At 42.9% G+C, this 15326-nt stretch carries 13 protein-coding genes; 8 read left to right on the plus strand and 5 right to left on the minus strand.

Annotated features, from left to right (window positions below; genetic code table 11):
• The first annotated feature begins 135 nt into the window (after window positions 1-135).
• Window positions 136-3210, plus strand: coding sequence for a hybrid sensor histidine kinase/response regulator (locus HP570_RS17045; RefSeq protein WP_173626489.1), 3075 nt, complete (start codon window positions 136-138; stop codon window positions 3208-3210).
• Window positions 3211-3227: 17 nt separating this feature from the next.
• Here the strand turns inward: HP570_RS17045 and HP570_RS17050 are convergent, their stop codons facing one another.
• Together HP570_RS17050 and HP570_RS17055 are read right to left on the minus strand one after the other, a co-directional pair.
• Window positions 3228-4358, minus strand: a complete 1131-nt coding sequence (locus HP570_RS17050; RefSeq protein WP_173626490.1) for a response regulator — start codon at window positions 4356-4358, stop codon at window positions 3228-3230.
• A 105-nt stretch (window positions 4359-4463) separates the two neighbouring features.
• Window positions 4464-4841, minus strand: a complete 378-nt coding sequence (locus HP570_RS17055) for a winged helix-turn-helix transcriptional regulator (protein ID WP_173626491.1) — start codon at window positions 4839-4841, stop codon at window positions 4464-4466.
• 125 nt (window positions 4842-4966) lie between these two features.
• Here HP570_RS17055 and HP570_RS17060 point away from each other — a divergent pair, with 125 nt between their 5' ends.
• The 4 genes from HP570_RS17060 (at window position 4967) to HP570_RS17070 (ending at window position 8688) form a co-directional block, all read left to right on the plus strand.
• Complete coding sequence (locus tag HP570_RS17060; RefSeq protein WP_173626492.1) at window positions 4967-6013, plus strand: zinc-binding alcohol dehydrogenase family protein; 1047 nt, start codon at window positions 4967-4969, stop codon at window positions 6011-6013.
• A gap of 294 nt (window positions 6014-6307) precedes the next feature.
• On the plus strand, window positions 6308-6619 hold the full coding sequence (locus HP570_RS29665) for an ArsR/SmtB family transcription factor (protein ID WP_254495316.1): 312 nt from the start codon (window positions 6308-6310) through the stop codon (window positions 6617-6619).
• A 78-nt stretch (window positions 6620-6697) separates the two neighbouring features.
• Complete coding sequence (locus HP570_RS17065) at window positions 6698-7873, plus strand: MFS transporter (RefSeq protein ID WP_173626493.1); 1176 nt, start codon at window positions 6698-6700, stop codon at window positions 7871-7873.
• 248 nt (window positions 7874-8121) lie between these two features.
• The gene (locus HP570_RS17070; RefSeq protein WP_173626494.1) at window positions 8122-8688 is read left to right on the plus strand and encodes a DUF4062 domain-containing protein; all 567 of its coding nucleotides are present in this window, start codon (window positions 8122-8124) and stop codon (window positions 8686-8688) included.
• A 149-nt stretch (window positions 8689-8837) separates the two neighbouring features.
• On the opposite strand, the gene HP570_RS17075 is transcribed toward HP570_RS17070, so the two are convergent.
• Genes HP570_RS17075 through HP570_RS17085 form a run of 3 tightly spaced genes read right to left on the minus strand, consistent with a single transcriptional unit; the run spans window position 8838 to window position 11186 of the window.
• Window positions 8838-9623: an amidohydrolase family protein gene (locus HP570_RS17075; RefSeq protein ID WP_173626495.1), complete on the minus strand. Its 786-nt coding sequence runs from the start codon at window positions 9621-9623 to the stop codon at window positions 8838-8840.
• A complete protein-coding gene (locus HP570_RS17080; RefSeq protein WP_015894048.1) occupies window positions 9620-10030 on the minus strand; it encodes a carboxymuconolactone decarboxylase family protein in 411 nt (136 codons plus the stop codon). Before HP570_RS17080 ends, HP570_RS17075 begins: the two co-directional genes overlap by 4 nt.
• Window positions 10017-11186 (minus strand): MFS transporter, encoded by a 1170-nt coding sequence (locus tag HP570_RS17085; RefSeq protein ID WP_217364677.1) that lies wholly within the window; start codon window positions 11184-11186, stop codon window positions 10017-10019. Before HP570_RS17085 ends, HP570_RS17080 begins: the two co-directional genes overlap by 14 nt.
• A gap of 172 nt (window positions 11187-11358) precedes the next feature.
• Between HP570_RS17085 and HP570_RS17090 the strand changes: the two genes are divergently transcribed.
• The 3 genes from HP570_RS17090 to budA all read left to right on the plus strand — a co-directional run bounded on the left by HP570_RS17090 (window position 11359) and on the right by budA (window position 15274).
• The gene (locus tag HP570_RS17090; RefSeq protein ID WP_064202793.1) at window positions 11359-12198 is read left to right on the plus strand and encodes a helix-turn-helix transcriptional regulator; all 840 of its coding nucleotides are present in this window, start codon (window positions 11359-11361) and stop codon (window positions 12196-12198) included.
• A gap of 167 nt (window positions 12199-12365) precedes the next feature.
• Entirely contained in the window at window positions 12366-14381 is a 2016-nt protein-coding gene (locus HP570_RS17095) for a methyl-accepting chemotaxis protein (protein ID WP_173626497.1), read from the plus strand.
• A 35-nt stretch (window positions 14382-14416) separates the two neighbouring features.
• Window positions 14417-15274 carry an acetolactate decarboxylase gene (budA, locus tag HP570_RS17100; RefSeq protein ID WP_064202791.1) on the plus strand — a complete coding sequence of 286 codons (858 nt, stop codon included), beginning with the start codon at window positions 14417-14419 and terminating at the stop codon, window positions 15272-15274.
• The last annotated feature ends 52 nt before the right edge of the window (window positions 15275-15326 follow it).

Genomic DNA, 15326 nt, shown 5'->3' on the forward strand with positions numbered 1-15326 from the left:
TCTACCTTGATATATTCTTTTTAAGAGGTGTCCTGAATATCTTGTCGAAGAGTATTCATTATGAAAAAATTGATATTCTTCGGATTTGGGAACTAACAATCTTCTTACTACTATTCATTGAGGGTAATCATTAATATGAAAACAGTCGCCTGGAAATGGACGAAAATGATCGTTGTTGCTCTACTAGTGGTAACAGCCGTTCGCTTACTCTGGATGAGTTTCCTTACCACCTTTGACTACGCTGAAAAACCAGTGGCTGTACAAGGTGTGCTTGATTTACGCGGATGGGAATTCTCGGAATACCAAACATTACGGTTGGATGGGGAGTGGGAGTTCTTCCCTTCTCAGTTCATAGAGGGAAACGGCCTAAAGAAACCTGAGGGACAGACATACCTTCAAGTACCCAATAAGTGGGATGAGGCATTTGTTCATGAGCAGGGTGTATCGGACTCTTTCCACTTCGGCACGTATCGACTACGCATCTTGCTTGATCCGGAACAGGAACACACACTTGGTTTCAGGATCAATGAGCTTCGAACTGCCTCGACCGTCTATGCCAATGGGAAATTAGTGGCCCAGGTGGGACAACCGGCAACCAGCAACATAGAGCATCAAGCACGCAATATTCCCTATACTATCAAACTGACACCAGAGCAAGGCCAAGTAGAGTTGCTTATCCATGTTTCCAATGATGTCGGGGCAGGAGGAATTACAAAACCGATTCGCTTCGGTACGATAGAAGCTGTACAGATGCGGACGATCCTCTCCATCAGTTTGCAGTTATTATTACTCGTCGTGTTTCTGATCCATAGTTTATATGCCTTGCTCCTGTACTTCTTGGGTGCCAGAAATAAAGGCTTGGTATATTTCTCATTGGTCATGGTTTGTGGAATATTTACCGTGGTGACAGCCGATGACAAGTTATTATTTGTCTGGTTGCAGTTCGATTATGATTGGACAGTTAAGTTGACGTATCTCGTCTATGTTGGTGCAGTCGCCTTCATCCCTCCCTTGTTTCATCATCTGCTTCCTGCTTATCTAAACAGAAGGATTTTACAAGGTTTCAGTGGCTTGTGCAGCTTATACGCCATCTTCATCCTCCTTGTACCTGCTGGAACTATCTTAGCGATGATCAGAATGCTCTCTATCGTGCTGCTCCTATCCGTCATTATTTCTGCTTACATACTCTGGAAGGCCATTCGGGACAAGGAAGACATTATATTTCTCCTGCTAGCTTGCTTGTTTGTAGGGGTGAATGTGATCTGGACGATCGCTTATGGCATATTAGGATTGGAATTTATTCACTACCCCTTCAACCTGATCTTTGCCGTACTTGCTTTTGCAGCATATTGGTTTAGACGATTTTTCCGGGCAACGACTGAGACGAAACATCTTGCTGAGAAATTGCGGCAAGAGGATAAGCGCAAGGACGAATTTTTGGTGAATACTTCCCATGAACTGAGAAATCCATTACATGGCATCATCAATATCACACAAGCGATTATCGAGGATACAAACAATCCCCTTCATGAAGAACACAAAAAGCGTCTGGATATTCTCCTGCATGTCAGCAGACGTCTGACACTCATGCTAGATGATTTGCTGGATGTAACCCGATTAAAGGAGAACAGCATTCGCCTGCATGAGAAAAAATTAAACCTGCAGTCTATCTTCGCTGGTGTTTTCGATATGGCGAAACTAATGCTTGACGGAAAACCGATTGCTTTAAAAGTGGAAATAGACGATTCGTTTCCTGCTGTTCGGGGAGATGAAAACCGGCTGATTCAAATTCTTTTTAATTTGGTGCATAATGCCATTAAATTTACAGATGAGGGAACTATCACGATTCGCGCGACAACGTCTAACGGATTTGCGCAGATCCAAGTAGAGGATACTGGGGTCGGTATCGAGGAAAAGGCTCTACAAACTATTTTTCAACCTTATGAACAAGCGGAACTGAATGCAATCAGAGCAAGTGGCGGATTCGGACTTGGCTTACATATTTCCAAACAATTGGTTGAGCTGCACGGCGGTACTCTATCGGTTCAGTCCACCCAGGGAAAAGGCTCTGCCTTTACTTTTACACTCCCACTAGCTACAGATTCCGTTCCCTTAGAAGAAAGCAGCGCTCAGACATTCATGCAGACTTCACTAGAAATGGCCGCTGCAACGACTGATCGAATCACTACATCGACAGAAACCGTTTCTTCTATGAATAGAAGAGCAAGAATTATCGTTGTAGATGACGACAGTATTAACCTGAACATCCTTAGCAAAATGCTTGAATCAGATCAATACGAAGTAAGCACGGCAACCAGCGCTCAGCAAGCCCTGTCCATACTGGAACGTAACCCGGTCGATCTGGTCATCTCAGACGTCATGATGCCTCACGTATCCGGCTATGAATTAACACGCATCATCCGGGAACGATTCTCTGTTTTAGAACTGCCTGTCCTGCTCTTGACCGCGCGCAGTCGTTCCGAGGATATTATAGCCGGCTTACAAGCAGGGGCGAACGACTATGTTAAGAAACCCGTCGATGCTTGGGAATTAAAAGCAAGGGTAAAAGCCTTAACAGAATTTAAAATATCCTTCGATGAACGTTTGCGTATGGAAGGAGCATGGTTACAATCACAAATTGAACCTCATTTTTTGTTTAACGCATTAAATTCAATTGCCGCCTTGGGACTCCAGGACTTCACGAAAATGCAGACACTGCTTGAGGAGTTTAGCAACTATTTGCGTTTGAGCTTTGACTTTCATAATTCTGAACCCGTTATTTCGCTTCACGATGAACTTGATCTTGTTCGATCTTATTTGTATATCGAGAAGCAACGATTTGGCGATCGCTTGCAAGTGGAATGGGATCTGGACCCTGATCTCGATTTTTGTTTACCACCCTTATCCATACAACCGCTAGTCGAAAATGCCATCAAACACGGCTTAATGCAACGCACAAGTGGGGGAACTGTCTGGATTCACATCAAAGACAAAGAGGAGTATTTCGAAATCTCAATCCAAGACGATGGGGAAGGCATAGCAGAGGAAGATCTGAATCAACTATTCAGCCAAACAAGGCATGGCAAGAAAAAAGCAAGCGTAGGTCTGCGAAATATTGAACGGCGACTAAGACAACTATATAACCAGGGATTAACGATTAATAGCTCACCTGAACAAGGTACGATCGTCACTTTTGGAATCACCAAATAAGGAATAAGCCACTTGGTTTATTCCTTATTTTTCTGCTTCCAAAGTTGATACCATTCTGTAATTGCCGGATTAGGCTGTTCTTGCAATTCGTTCCATAACACACTCGTTAAATGATCGTATTGCTTATGAACCGAAGAGTGCCTACCCATGTCAGCAAATATTTTCATAAGGAAAAAACAGGCTTCTTCCTCGAGCGGATAACGCTGACAAATGTCCAAACATAGCGTGATGGCTTTGTCCCATTCATCATTGGCGTAATACCAATCCACCATTTTCAAAGCGGTTTGCACCCATTGCAGTTGTAATCTTTGACGCTCGCTTTCTGCCCATATGTAATTATGCTCTTGCAAGTAATCTCCCTTACACAGAGCTATGGCTTGTTCATACTCGTCAATCGTCTCCGCAGATAAAGATAAGTCAGAGCGAAAAAAACGCTCAAACTGATCTACATCTAAGATGGTTTGTTCTAGTTTTACCTTATACCCTTCTGATGTATTGCTGATTTGAAAATATTTGCTAAATGGCGCCAAGGTTTTGCGAATATGATAGATAGCCGTATACAATTGATGATTGGCTTTTTCCGATTCAAGCTCTGGCCAAAGCAACTCAATGATCGCCGTTTTATTAACCGTAGTTCCCCTGTGTTGAACCAAATATAAGAACAACTGCTGCACCTTGGCAGTTCGCCAACGAAGTGGGATTTCCTGGCCTCCATCTACAAACGTTACTTGTTGAAACAGACTCATTTGTAAATTCTCCGATTTCTGAGGGGAGAAGGTCTTATGTTCCTCCATCATCGATTGAATTCGTTTCATGGTATTTTGCAGACGTTTCTTGCCAACCGGCTTTAATACATAGTCAAGGGCGTTCAGCTCAAATGCTTTAATCGCATATCTCTCATATGCGGTGACGAAGACAATTTGTAATTGAGGTTTCACTTCCAAAAGCTGTTCGGCTAACTCGATACCGTTTAGCTTTGGTGTTTGAATATCCAAAAAGACAATATCAATCTCATTTTTTTCAATCTCTCGTTTGCCGATCATCGGATCCGTAAACTTGCCAACAATTTCAAAATCGCCGATATTTAATAACTGATGCTCCAAATAATTTAATGCCAACTCTTCATCGTCGATTAAGATCGCTTTCATACTGTTCCCCACTTTAATATTCTATCTATTCTCTAAACTATTCCCTCCCTGAAAATTTACTCAAACATTCCCGCTCCACTACTTAGGTTACTACTCAACTTACCTTTAACTCTGCTCCCCTTGTATCGTTAGATTTTCATTTAGCCGCTCTTTATAAGACTCGCCCCATACTTTCATTGACATAATGATCGGTTCGAGAGTCCTTCCGAAATCAGTAAGGGAGTATTCCACTCTTGGAGGAACCTCTTTATATATTTCGCGATGAATGATGCCATCCCGTTCAAGCTCTCTTAACTGCAAGGTGAGCATAAACTGCGTGATTCCCGGATTGAGGCGCCTGAATTCATTGAATCTTTTCGTTCCGTTCAGGAGCTGATAGAGAATGATCCCCTTCCACTTTCCACCGATAACATCCAGCGTTGTTTCAACCGGACATGCTTGCATATCTGGACTCACTCCATATTTCTTTCTTCGGTCTCCCATCAGCTTATCCCCCAATGGTTTGATTTTTAATACTATACCATAAAAATATGCGTACTTACTTAAAGTAATTGAATCGTTTTACAATGCAACTGTACAACATTTCCTATTTGAGAGGATGGATACCCATGAATACTCACCAAAAGATGAAAGCTGTCGGTGCTTACCGATACCTCCCTATATCCAATCCAGAAAGCCTTATTGATCTGCACTTGGATAAACCGGAGCCTACAGGCCGTGATTTGCTTGTACGTGTAAAAGCAATCTCCGTCAACCCTGCAGATGTAGGCGTCCGCGAAAGTCATAACTACGAAGCCGATTCACCGAAAATTCTTGGTTGGGATGCTGCTGGAATCGTAGAACAAGTTGGTCCTGACTGCCAGTTGTTTAAACCTGGGGACAAGATCTATTATGCGGGCAGTGTGTCTCGACCAGGCAGTAACAGTGAATTTCACTTAGTTGATGAACGAATTGTGGGAAATATGCCGCGAAGCTTGGATTTCGCTGCCGCCGCCGCATTACCGCTTACCTCGATAACTGCATGGGAGGGCCTTTTTGATCGCTTAGGAATTAGCGTAAATAATACAGGTGAAAACAAAAGCATACTGATTATCGGTGCAGCCGGAGGAGTTGGCTCGATTGCTATTCAACTTGCAAAATTAGCAGGTTTGACCGTTATCGGTACTGCTTCACGTCCAGAGTCAATTCAATGGGCTAAAGGTCTCGGCGCGGATTTTATCATAAACCACAACAACCCTTTTCTCCCTCAACTCAAGGAAGTTGGTATTGACGCCGTCGATTATATCCTTTGCTTGAATGATACGGTTCAACATCTTGAAAATATGGCGGAAGTCATTGTCCCCCAAGGTAAAATTTGCGCTATCGTTCCTGCAAATAAAACTACCTGGGCAGGGAGCTTGAAAATGGACTTGCTGTTTTCTAAAAGTGTAACGTTTGTATGGGAGTTCATGTTTACACGGTCCTTGCTTCAAACCAATGACATGATCAAACAACACGAATTGTTGAATGAACTGGCGGATTTAATCGATGATGGAAAAATAAAGAGTACGCTGACTGAACGACTGGAGCCCATCAATGCAGCAAACCTGCGTCTCGCGCATGAGAAGTTGGAATCTGGGCGGACCATTGGAAAAATCGTTTTAGAAAACTTCTGATACGATGAAAGCGAAGTAGGGACGTTTGGTTCCAAAATGCGATGATGTGAATAGACAACTCAAAGGCCCCTTGCTACTATGGGGCTTTTTTGAGTACAACGGTATGTGCTTTGAAGCAAATACTCCCCACATTCTGTAAAAACCTGCCTTTAGTTGTGAGACGGCTCAGCTTAACGGGTCTATCGGCGAATTTATTAGGAGAACCTGACAGACTCCAACCCTCTGAGCAAGCATCGTCGGGAAATTTAGCCTTTTCACATTTACATATCCATAAAAATAGATATAATAATCCATATGGAACCTTTATTGATTTATAAAGCTTTGTCTAACGAGACTCGTAGTCAAATTATGCAATGGTTAAAGAATCCAGAGGAATTCTTTGATGAAAAGCTCTATTTACAACAAGGCCTCAATTTTCGGATTGGTGTATGCGTGGGAGATATTCAGGCAAAATCGGGACTTGCACAATCTGTTATCTCGAGTTATTTGTTGACTATGCAAAAAGCTGGTTTGCTAGAATCTGAGCGAATTGGGAAGTGGACGTACTATCGTCGGAACGAAAAGATAATACAGGAATTTTCCGAGTACATCAAAACGAAACTATAAACGGAAAGGAGCTCTTTTTTTGTTTGTTTATATCTATAATTCTGTATATATGAATATAATCGGAGGCTTACATTTAACATGAAACAGGTTAACCCTTTGCTTATTATGATTCTGGCTTTAGGCGTATTCGGCATTATTACAACGGAAATGGGAATTATAGGTGTTTTACCCCAGGTCACTCAAAAATTCAATATTTCGACTGCGCAGGCCGGATGGCTTGTAAGTATATTTGCGTTAGTTGTTGCCATTTCAGGTCCATTCCTGACATTACTCGTTTCTGGTATTAATCGTAAAGTCATTTTATTAACCGCTGTGCTTATTTTTGCGATTTCAAATATTGTTTATGCCTTCACAACTAGGTTCGATGTGATGCTAGTTTTCCGTATTCTCCCTGCTATTTTTCATCCCGTCTTTTTCTCGATTGCCCTTGTGACCGCAGCCAAACTTGTCCCTCCGGAAAAAAGCAGCAAAGCGGTCACAAAGGTTTTCGCCGGAATAACGGTCGGATTTGCTTTTGGCGTGCCTTTGACTTCTTATCTCGCGGACAAGATATCGTTAGAAGCTGCTTTCCTATTTGGAGCTGTTGTAAGCATGATTGCCTTTGTAGGAATACTAGCTTGGCTTCCTTCCATGCCTGTTACGGAAAAAATGTCTTACGACCAGCAGCTTGGTATATTACGCAAACCTCAATTGTGGTTAACGATCGCGACCGTTATTTTTATCTTTGCAGCTATGTTTTCTGTGTACAGCTACTTTGCTGAATATTTAGGACAAGTAACACATATGAACGGGGCATGGATTAGTATCATGTTGATGGCCTTTGGAATCATCATGATTTTCGGAAATTTTTTATTTGGGGGCTTTTTGCATAAAAGCATTACAAAGACCGTTATCTTGTATCCTCTGCTCTATGTGGTCATTTACTTATTCACTTATTATTTAGGTTCTTCTTTCTTTCCAATGGCTGTTATCGTATTCCTTTGGGGGACAGTGCATTCCGGAGGGCTTATTGTCAGTCAAGCATGGTTAACGATTGAGGCAAAAGAAGCTCCCGAATTCGGCAACAGCTTGTTTGTCTCATTTTCCAATCTTGGAATTACTGTAGGGACTTTTATCGGCGGTTGGTTTATTTCTCACTTGGGCATACATCAACTCATGTGGAGCGGCATTACGTTTTCACTTCTAGCTTTCTTATTGATCATGGTAAAAATAAAAATTTCCAAATCGAACGCAGAGGAAGTAAACGTACGTTAAACGAACGGAATCGATCGATCAATATAATGTGGCAGTCTAGAACATTGTTTCCGTGTTCAGGACTGCCACTATGTTGTTAGCTCGTCTTCGATGCCCTTATTTATGATAGGGCTCAGCTTAACGAGGGTGTATCAGCGAAAAATCCGTCACACACTTGGCTACCGCATGAAAACCCAGTCAATTTTGACAAATAAAGTGAGTGAATGGTAGATTCTTCTTATATTAAATTCTTTCATTTGGGTGGGCTTATGAGAAAAAAATTACAAATATACATATCGTCTACTTATTACGATCTTATTGAAGAAAGACACACCGCTGTTGAAGCCGTACTTCAAGCCGGTCATATCCCTGCTGGAATCGAGCAATTTTTCAAGGAAAGTCCAATGAAAATGAGGAAGAGATGGATAGACGAGTCCGATGTATATATCCTGATTCTCGGAGGATTCTATGGTTTAACACTTCCTGATGAATCCATGAGCTATACGCATTGGGAATATGAGTATGCCGGAGAAGCGGGCAAACCTAGATTTGCTTTTGTTGTCACAGATGAAGCATTAAGACAAAAGCCATACGACTTCGCAGCAATTGAATACTATCAGGAGTTTCAAGAGTTTAAGCAATCGGTCATGGAACAAGTTCCTACCTATTATGTTGAAGATGTACGGCACATTAAAATGGTACTTCGTGATCAATTGCCGGAGTATGCAGCAAGAGACGATTTGTATGGCTGGTTTTCCGGCAAGGATGTCCCGGACGTTCAAAAGCTGTTGAAAGAGAATGCAAGATTAAAGGCGGAGTTAGAGAAAAAGAAATGAAAGAGGGGCTGGCACAACCAGTCCCTTTCTTCCGTCTTCCATTAATATTCTCCTTGAATGACAATATTGCGGGTTTTTGGGGTAGTGGATATAATTACCGATCAACCTGCTAACGAGACGATACGGTACACCATGAATAGGGACTTAGATTAGATTTCAAGCAATTCCGCTATCGTTTCACCGAGCACTCTTCTCTCGACCTCTTTGCTCGGTGCACAACGTTGAACTGCGATTTTTGCCAAGTAAGGATCGCCGTATGGATGGTCCGAACTAAACAACGTTCTGTCAGGAAGCTCTTTCATCGCAAGGCTCAAGGCAAAAACCGTATATACCGCTGAGGTATCCAAATAAGCATTGTCTATGTCCTTCGTTAAGTTGATTGTATCCAACCAGTTCAAGCCACCCAAATGTCCGAAAATGACTGGCACATTCGGATTCTTTTGAACAAGATAGGCAAGGTCCCGAATATCTACCATTTTTAATGGTTCGAACGTATGAACCCAAATCGGAAGGCCACGCCACTCGTTCGCAGCCTTGAATACGGGGTCGAGCAATCCGATCTGGCCTGACCCCAACGTAAATTCACCAAACCCTCTCAACCCGTTGTTGACGATTTTGGTTTCCACCCATTCCATCGTTTCCGTCTCGGAAAAACCGAGCGGTATGCTTCCGAAACCGATAAAGCGATCGGGATATTGCCGCACCGTCCGAATCAATTCGTCCATTGCCTTTATACGTGCCTCTGAGCTATTTATCCGATTGGCCAATATGTTTGACAATTTTCCCATCTCTTCAACAAACTCAGAATACGACTCGTTTTTTTCCGGATGAACAAGCGTCGAGAACAAAACTGTTTTATCGATGTTCGATTCGTCCATGATATTCAAGTGAGATTCTACCGACGAATGAACGTGTGAGTGGCTGTCAATAATCATTCGGAGCCCCCCTTATTTGATTTTGTTTTTCGTTCTGCAAACACTTCTGCAGCAACGGTCAGAATCGAATTTAAAGCTACAGGAAAACCAGCGTAAATTAACATTTGCATCATGCACTCCACAATCTCTTCTTCCGTCCATCCAAGGTTTAAAGCTCCGTTAATATAAAACCTCAACTGCTGCGTATTTCCCATCGCCGTCAGACCTGCCACTGTAGCGAGAAGCCTAGATTTCAAATCGAGACCTGGACGGGAAAATATTTGGCCGTAATTGAATTCTACAGCGAGCTGTCCCAAATCTGGGGCCACTGTGTCTTTAAAACTGTCAACAATGCTCTGGTAATGCTCGCTATCTATTTTTTTCAAAATTTCCATTCCTTTATTATAGGTATCATCATGAATTTGCATTTGTATTTTTCACCCTTTCAATTTTCGTATCGTTTACATTTTTTATGCCCGCCGATGTACTCATTCCGACAAAGACCATGATCAATCCAACCACGCAAACACCGGACCACTGCCAGTTGCTCCATGCCCACACTCCCACATAGGACCCAAGTGCACCCCCTATAAAGGTGAAAACCATATACAACCCGTTCAATCTGCTTCTAGCGGTAGCAGAAAGTTCGAATATTTTTGCTTGACAGGCAACCTGATTTGCTTGTGTGGAAACCGTTAGCAACAATGCGCTGCCAATCAATCCCGGCAGCCAATAAGCGGCAACCGCGGAGATCAGGAACGAAGTCATAGCTGCAAGCATGCAAATTTTATTGGCGAGTGCTGCCCCTTTCCTGTCAATGATCAGTCCAATCAATGGAGTGGCGACAGCGCCTCCGATTCCGACCAACCCAACCAATCCAACAACGGCACTGCCGTATTCGTACGGGGGTGATTGAAGCAAGAATCCTATAGTAGTAAAAAAGACACTAAACGATCCAAACACCATACCTTGACTCAAACAGGCACTCTGGAGTGCTTTTTGCTTCACGAACAGAGGCCCCAACGAAAGCAACAACTGGCGGTATGGTAATGCTGTCTCACCTTGGCTTTGGGGAAGCCGAAACCGAATAAGGAGAGTAAGCAACAACATGAAGCCAAAGGAAATCCAATACATCACTCTCCAGCCCCATATGCTATCAACAATGCCGCTAACTATCCTCGCCCCCAATATTCCGCAGACAAGACCGATCGCCACCGTCCCTAGTAACTTCCCCCGATTGCGATCATTTGCCATACTGGCAGCTAAAGGAACGATAAGCTGCGGTATAATCGTCGTTATGCCTATCGCAAAATGACTTGCGATTAACCACGTTAAAGAACTAGATAGTGCGGCCGATAAGAGCGACAATGAAACCGCCAACAACAAGAAAACAATCATTCGACGTCTTTCAAACATGTCTCCCAATGGCACTAACAGGAGGTTCCCGATTGCATAGCCTACCTGGGTAAGAGTCGTCACACCTCCTATCTCTGCTACGGTTGAGTCGAATGTTTTCGCCATATCGACTAGTAAGGTCTGGTTTAAATAAACGTTTGCCACGGTAAACCCGCAGGTTATTACCATAAGAGCGATCAGACCTTTCGATGGACCAGATCTGATTAAGTCCTCCAGAATGATCACCTCCTTGTCTTTATTCGTAAACCTTACAGCTGTAAGATTAAAGTACGAACAAACCTACAAATAGAAGCCTATTAATCATAGTATTAAAAGTAACAGGATTAGGCGGAGGGATTAGATGAACAGCGATAAGGACAAACGAAAAGAATTGGGGTTGTTTTTAAAATCGCGGCGTTCCCGGCTTTCTCCAGAGCAATTTGGCTTGTCCAAAGGTCCAAGAAGGAAGGTCCAAGGCTTACGGAGAGAAGAATTAGCGCAGATTGCTGGGATCGGGCTTACATGGTATACGTGGCTGGAGCAGGGAAAAGACATTCAAGTGTCGACCCAGGTGCTTGATAGTCTTGTGACGGTAATGAAGCTCGATACTGAGGAGCGAAATCATTTGTTTATGCTCGCCCACGGGCAACTGCCTGTTGAACAAACAACCTCATTTGAAGCAGGAATTACAAAGATCATGCAAAACTTCATGAACGATTTCGAAATGTGTCCGGCTTATGCAACGGATCAGCGGTGGGACATATTGATGTGGAATAAAGCTGCACAGTTGGTGTTCGGGGATTTTGAAAAAATGAATAAGAAAGAACGTAACGCAGTTTGGCGATGTTTCGCGTCAACCGACTATCGAAAACTTATGGGCGATTGGGAAAGCCACGCCAAACGTCTTCTAGGGCAATTTCGTTCTACCAGTACACCGTTCGTCGGAGAGGACTGGTTTAAAGAGCTCGTCGGCGAACTGATGGAACTCAGTCCTGAATTCAGAGAATGGTGGCCGCGTTACGATATACAGGGTACTCCCATCGGGACAAAACAGATCAATCATCCGACTGCGGGTACGATGACGATGGAGCATATGACATTTCGGGTGTACGATGCCCCCGAGTTGAAATTAACCATTTATCGCCCTTTGAAAGAGAACGATTCAATAAAAAAATTGAACCTCTTGATGAATGGTGGGTAAAATCTTGCCTCACCAAAAGATCGGTGAGGACATCCAATTTGGTACATTGTAACAATTTATTCAAGTTTCACACAAAAAAGTCTAATTTTTGTAAACTCTTATACCGATACACTGAAATATAAAGATAAATAAACAAATCTGGATGGAGAGAATTCATTATGGCTGGAGTGGACATTAAAAAAGGGTTTCAGTGGAAAATCGGTCAAAAATTATTTGCGGTTTTTCTCATTTTGGTTTTGGTCCCAAGTATTCTGATTGGCTACTTCTCGTATCGTTCAGCTACTCAAACATTAGATGTTCAACTACTCAATTCAGCTAATAAACAGGTCGAAAACCTCAGCACGATTATTGATCGTGTAGTTGTGCCCATCATGAAAGACACAGATGTTCTGGCAAGATCACTGCCTCAAAGCGTTTATCAAGACATGATAAAGGATGAAAAGACGAATTTGGCGTCAAATCAACAGGTGCAATCGACCCTTAAGCAGTTTAAAGCTGTGCATACCGATGATACCGAAGTGATTGGACTTGCCACCGAAGATGGACGCTTTGCGATGGAGCCGCAAAGTCCATTATCAAAAGAGTATGATGCTCGCACGCGAGAATGGTACACAAAAGCGATGGAACAGAAGGGTCAAGTGATTATTTCCAAACCCTATGTATCAGCCGCCTCTAAAAATATTGTGGTATCGGTAGCAAAAACTACGGACGATGGCCATGGAGTTGCCGTAGTAAATTTATCGTTGAAAAAGTATGTGACTGATACCGTTAATGCGGCAAAAGTAGGGACGCAAGGTTTCGCGTTTATCCTGGATGAGAGTCAGAAGGTTATTACCCATCCAACCATTGCTGCTGGAGAAGTGCCCCAAGATGACAGCTACAAATCATTTTATGAACAGCAATCGGGAGTACTGTCAGCCCAAATCGACGGAAAACCTTCCCGGATCGTCTTTACCACGAACAAGATAACCGGCTGGAAAATCGCCGGCGTGCTTTATGACAGCGAACTGGACGAGCTGAAGAAGCCAATTATTACACAAACAGTTGGGATGATTATCAGCTCCGTTTTATTGTCGCTTGTCATTTTGTACGTGATCAACCGGATTTTTGTACACCCGTTAAAACAAATGACGCGTTTATCCAAGCAATTGGCAGCAGGGAACCTTACAGAGACCCACATTACTGTGAAAAACAGAGATGAGTTGGGAGATTTGGCGCAAGCCTTCAACTCTCTTGCCCTCCAATTGCGCCAACTCATCGAAGACCTGCTGAAAAATGCGCAAAATCTTAATCAAGTCACGGACGTGTTAAATTCGGAAGTGACTGAGGTAGCCAATGCCTCCTCAAAAATCGCTGAAATGAACAGCCGGGTTACCAAGGGTTCGATGGATCAGGCCCAGGGAATTTCGGAGATATCCCGGACGATGCAAGAAAGCGTGCTTGCTGTGAGCAATTTTGCTGAAGTAGCTTCAGAAATCGGGGAAATTACGGAACAAACGCATCAGAGAGCAAAAGAAGGAACTTCGATTGTCTCAGATTCACTGAATCAAATGAGGACGATCAATTCCGCTGTTTTGCACTCTTCCAATCTCGTGGAAACACTCATGCAAAAAACAATGGAAATTGATAATTTTGCCACTGTCATTAATGAAATCGCCAATCAAACCAATCTCTTGTCTCTCAACGCCAGCATAGAAGCAGCGCGTGCGGGAGAACATGGCAGAGGTTTTGCCGTTGTTGCTGAAGAAGTGAAAAAGCTTGCCGTACAATCCGCTGATTCTGCTACACAAATTACCAATCTGATTTTGGAGATCAATAAAGAAACCCGAAAATCTGTGGAATCGTTGACGATGGTGCAGCAGGAAGTTGAAGACGGATTGACTCTAAGCTCCAAAGTGGAAACCCTGCTTTCCGATATCATTGAAGATATGGCTAAAATCAATGATGAAATACAAAATCTCAGCAGCATTTCGGAAGAGGTTGCAGCGGGTTCCGAGGAAGTGAGCGCATCGGTTGAAGATCTTTCGAATATTGCCAATTCCAACTCCAGAGATTCCAGCGATACTCTGTCCAATATTGAAAAACAACAAGAATCTTTGCATGAATTAATGGAACAAGTGAAAATTGTCCTGGATACCGCACAACAAATCAGGAATAATGTGCAAAACTATAAACTTCGTTAGCAACAAATTTTATATATAAAGGTGGAGTGAAAAACATGAAAAAAAATATCATCACTTCTATCACATCTCTGGCTCTTGTTGCCGGGCTGTCTTTGACTGCTTTTGCAGCTACAACGGCTACTGTACCAGCACCACCTGCCAAGCAGGAATCCAAACCTGCGGTTGCCGCCAATCCGGCACCAAAAAATGTACTGTTTCAATACTCAACGATCAATGCACTCATGCTTGGACAGTTTGAAGGGGACTTGACTTTGAAAGACCTGAAGCTGCGAGGCGATATGGGGCTTGGTACCATCAATGATCTCGATGGAGAGATGATTCAGATGGGTACAAAATTCTACCAGATCGACAGCACCGGAAAATTATCGGAGCTGCCAGAAAGTGTGAAAACTCCATTTGCGGTTACTACACATTTCGAGCCGAAAGAAAAAACTACATTAACCAATGTGCAAGATTACAATCAATTAACAAAAATGCTTGAGGAGAAATTTGAAAACAAGAACGTCTTTTATGCCGTAAAGCTGACCGGTACCTTTAAGATGGTAAAGGCTAGAACAGTTCCAAAACAAACCAGACCTTATCCGCAGCTGACTGAAGTAACCAAAAAACAATCCGAGTTTGAATTTAAAAATGTTAAGGGAACCCTGATTGGCTTCTATACGCCAAATTATGCAGCAGCCCTGAATGTTCCCGGATTCCATCTCCACTTCATCACAGAGGATAAAACAAGTGGCGGACACGTATTAAATCTGCAATTTGACAACGCGAATTTGGAAATTTCTCCGATCCATGAGTTTGATGTACAATTGCCGCACACAGATGATTTTGCCCACTCTGATCTGACACAAGTTACTACTAGCCAAGTACACCAAGCTGAGTCAGAAAGAAAATAAAGCAGCCTCATGCGAGAAATTTAGCGAGGACATGAAAAAGCTGGCCTATTAT

Source organism: Brevibacillus sp. RS1.1 (assembly GCF_013284365.1).
GTDB classification, from domain to species: Bacteria; Bacillota; Bacilli; order Brevibacillales; family Brevibacillaceae; genus Brevibacillus; species Brevibacillus brevis_D.

Coding starts and splice junctions, on each gene's coding strand:
- HP570_RS17045 (WP_173626489.1), top strand. CDS start 136: ATGAAAACAGTCGCCTGGAAATGGACGAAAATGATCGTTGTTGCTCTA.
- HP570_RS17050 (WP_173626490.1), bottom strand. CDS start 4,358: ATGAAAGCGATCTTAATCGACGATGAAGAGTTGGCATTAAATTATTTG.
- HP570_RS17055 (WP_173626491.1), bottom strand. CDS start 4,841: ATGGGAGACCGAAGAAAGAAATATGGAGTGAGTCCAGATATGCAAGCA.
- HP570_RS17060 (WP_173626492.1), top strand. CDS start 4,967: ATGAATACTCACCAAAAGATGAAAGCTGTCGGTGCTTACCGATACCTC.
- HP570_RS29665 (WP_254495316.1), top strand. CDS start 6,308: ATGGAACCTTTATTGATTTATAAAGCTTTGTCTAACGAGACTCGTAGT.
- HP570_RS17065 (WP_173626493.1), top strand. CDS start 6,698: ATGAAACAGGTTAACCCTTTGCTTATTATGATTCTGGCTTTAGGCGTA.
- HP570_RS17070 (WP_173626494.1), top strand. CDS start 8,122: ATGAGAAAAAAATTACAAATATACATATCGTCTACTTATTACGATCTT.
- HP570_RS17075 (WP_173626495.1), bottom strand. CDS start 9,623: ATGATTATTGACAGCCACTCACACGTTCATTCGTCGGTAGAATCTCAC.
- HP570_RS17080 (WP_015894048.1), bottom strand. CDS start 10,030: ATGCAAATTCATGATGATACCTATAATAAAGGAATGGAAATTTTGAAA.
- HP570_RS17085 (WP_217364677.1), bottom strand. CDS start 11,186: ATGGTAATAACCTGCGGGTTTACCGTGGCAAACGTTTATTTAAACCAG.
- HP570_RS17090 (WP_064202793.1), top strand. CDS start 11,359: ATGAACAGCGATAAGGACAAACGAAAAGAATTGGGGTTGTTTTTAAAA.
- budA (WP_064202791.1), top strand. CDS start 14,417: ATGAAAAAAAATATCATCACTTCTATCACATCTCTGGCTCTTGTTGCC.